General features: G+C 69.2%; 1 protein-coding gene and 1 pseudogene. Both read left to right on the plus strand.

What is annotated here, in order from left to right:
* Positions 1 to 301: 301 nt before the first annotated feature.
* Positions 302 to 1,716: pseudogene (locus C5O18_RS08135) on the plus strand (FGGY family carbohydrate kinase).
* A 10-nt stretch (positions 1,717 to 1,726) separates the two neighbouring features.
* Entirely contained in the window at positions 1,727 to 2,800 is a 1,074-nt protein-coding gene (gene galE, locus C5O18_RS08140) for a UDP-glucose 4-epimerase GalE (protein WP_105193037.1), read from the plus strand.
* Positions 2,801 to 2,971: the final 171 nt, after the last annotated feature.

A 2,971-nucleotide genomic window follows, 5' to 3' on the forward strand; every position in this document is an offset into this window, starting at 1 on the left:
CAGCGCTGGCCGAAGACAATTTCTTCAACTCCCGCGTGGAGCGTGACCTGCAGCGTTTCAAGGCAACTGCGGATGTGATTGTCGCCAATCGCCTCACCGATGATCTTGCAGATGTCGCCGACAAGGTGTTCACCCGCGACCTGTTCGGCAGCGACTGAGTCGGTTCGGGACAGCGGAGAGTAGACCATGAGCCCAGCAGCCTGGCGGCCGGCACGAGGTGACCGGACCTGCCGGTGGTGTGGTCGATCCGCTACACTGCCGGCATCCGCCTGAGTTGCCGGATCAAGGACCCATTGCCGATATGAAGCGCTACCTCCTCGCCATCGACCAGGGCACCACCAGCACCCGCGCCATTGTCTTCGACAGCCGCGGTACCCGCATGGCCACGGCCCAGGTCGAGCTGCCGCAGCATTTCCCCGCCGATGGCTGGGTCGAGCACGACGCCATGGACATCTGGTGGGCCACCGAGACGGTCTGCCGCGATGTGCTGCGCCGGGTCGGCCTGCACGCGCGTGACATCTCCGCCATCGGCATCACCAACCAGCGCGAGACCACGGTGCTGTGGGATCGTCGCAACGGCATGCCGGTGCATCGCGCCATTGTCTGGCAGGACCGCCGTACCGGCGAGGCCTGCGCCCGCCTCAAGGCCGCCGGCCACGAGCCGGCGGTGCAGGCGAAGACCGGCCTGCTGCTCGACCCCTATTTCTCCGCCACCAAACTGGCCTGGCTGCTCGACAACGTGCCGGGCGCCCGTGACCGCGCCGAGCGCGGCGAGCTGGCCTTCGGCACCGTGGACAGCTGGCTGCTGTGGAAGCTGACGCACGGGCAGGTGCATGCCACCGACGCCACCAACGCTTCGCGCACGCTGCTGTTCAACATCCACACCCAGCGCTGGGACCCAGAGCTGCTGGCGCTGTTCGACATTCCCGCCGCCGTGCTGCCCGAAGTCCGGGACTCCAGCGATGACTTCGGCATCGCCGCGCCCGACTTCCTCGGCGCGCCGGTGCCCATCTGCGGCGTGGCCGGTGACCAGCAGGCCGCGCTCATCGGCCAGGCCTGCTTCCAGCCGGGCATGGTCAAGAGCACTTACGGCACCGGCTGCTTCCTGATCCTGAACACCGGCGACACGGTGGTGCAGTCGGCCAACCGGCTGCTGTCCACGGTGGCCTACCGGCTGGATGGCAAGCCGACCTACGCCGTCGAGGGCTCGATCTTCGTCGCCGGCGCCACCATCCAGTGGCTGCGCGACGGCCTGCGCCTGATCGCCAGCGCGTCCGAGACCCAGGCCATCGCCGAGGCCACCGGCGATGCCCGCGGTGTCTACATGGTGCCGGCCTTCACCGGCCTGGGCGCGCCGTACTGGGACCCGCAGGCGCGTNCGACCTCATGGAGGCCATGACGCGTGATGGTGCGGCGCCGGTGACCACGCTGCGCATCGATGGCGGCATGGTGGTCAACAACTGGGTGTCGCAGTCGCTGGCGGACATCATCGGCGTGCCGGTGGACCGGCCGGTGGTGACCGAGACCACGGCGCTGGGCGCCGCCTTCCTGGCCGGTCTGCGCGCGGGGGTGTTCTCTTCTCTGGACCAGATCGCCGCGCTCTGGCACTGCGACCGCCGCTTTTCGCCGGTCATGCCTTCCGCGCGCCGGGCCTCGCTCTACGCCGGCTGGCTGGACGCGGTGCGTCGTGTCGCGACGCAGCCGGCGGCTGGTTGAGACTGCCTCCGTGAGCGTTATTCTGGTCACCGGCGGTGCCGGCTACATCGGATCGCACACCGTGCTGCAGCTGCTGCAGGCGGGGCATGCCGTGGTGGTTTTCGACAACCTCAGCAACAGCAAGCCCGAGGCCATGGCGCGCGTGCGCGTGCTGGCCGCCGCCAGTCTGGGGCAGGCGCCGGAGGCGGTGCCGCTGAGCATGGTCGAGGGGGATATTCGCGACGCCGCCGCTCTGGCGGCGGTGTTCTCTGGGCATCCGGACATTTCGGCGGTGATCCATTTCGCCGGCCTCAAGGCGGTCGGCGAGTCGGTGGCGAAACCGCTGATGTACTACGACAACAATGTGGTCGGCACCGTGCGCCTGCTCGAGGCCATGGCTGCGGCCGGCGTGCATCGGCTGGTGTTCAGTTCCTCGGCCACGGTCTACGGTGACCCGCACGCGGTGCCCATTCGCGAGGATTTCCCGCTCAGCGCCACCAACGCCTACGGTGCCAGCAAGCTGCACATCGAGGACATGCTGCGCGACCTGCACCGTTCGGCGCCGGAGCGCTGGCAGTTCGCCATCCTGCGTTACTTCAACCCGGTGGGGGCGCACGAGAGCGGTCGCATCGGCGAGGACCCCAACGGCATACCCAACAACCTCATGCCCTTCATTGCCCAGGTGGCCAGCGGCCGCCTGGAGCGCCTGCGCGTGTTCGGCAGCGACTACCCGACGCCGGATGGCACCGGTGTGCGTGACTACATCCATGTCGTCGATCTGGCGCGCGGGCACCTGCAGGCGCTGGAGCGGCTGGCGCGTGGCACCGCGGCGGCCACCGGCGAGGCCACCGGGAACCTGGTCACGGTAAACCTGGGCACCGGCAGCGGCTATTCGGTGCTCGACATGCTCCGGGCCTTCGAGCTGGCCGCCGGCAGGCCCATCGCCCATGAGCTGGTGGCCCGGCGTCCCGGCGATGTGGCGCAGTGCTACGCCGATCCGGCGCTGGCCGAGCGCGAGCTGGGCTGGCGCGCAGAGCGTGACCAGGCCGACATGTGCCGTGATCACTGGCACTGGCAGAAGCAGAATCCCGCCGGTTATGCCTGAAGCATCCGGGGCGGGTCAGGAGGCGGGATTGCAGCTGCTGCCCTGGGGTGGCCAGCTGCTCCGCGCCGACCTGCCTGACGGTCCGCTGCTCTACGCTTCACCATGGCCGGCAGCGCCCGGCGCGGCGGTACGGGGCGGTATCCCGGTCATCTTTCCGCAGTTCGCCGCACA

It is taken from the genome of Amnimonas aquatica (assembly GCF_002943415.1).
Taxonomy (GTDB): Bacteria; Pseudomonadota; Gammaproteobacteria; order Pseudomonadales; family Moraxellaceae; genus Perlucidibaca; species Perlucidibaca aquatica_A.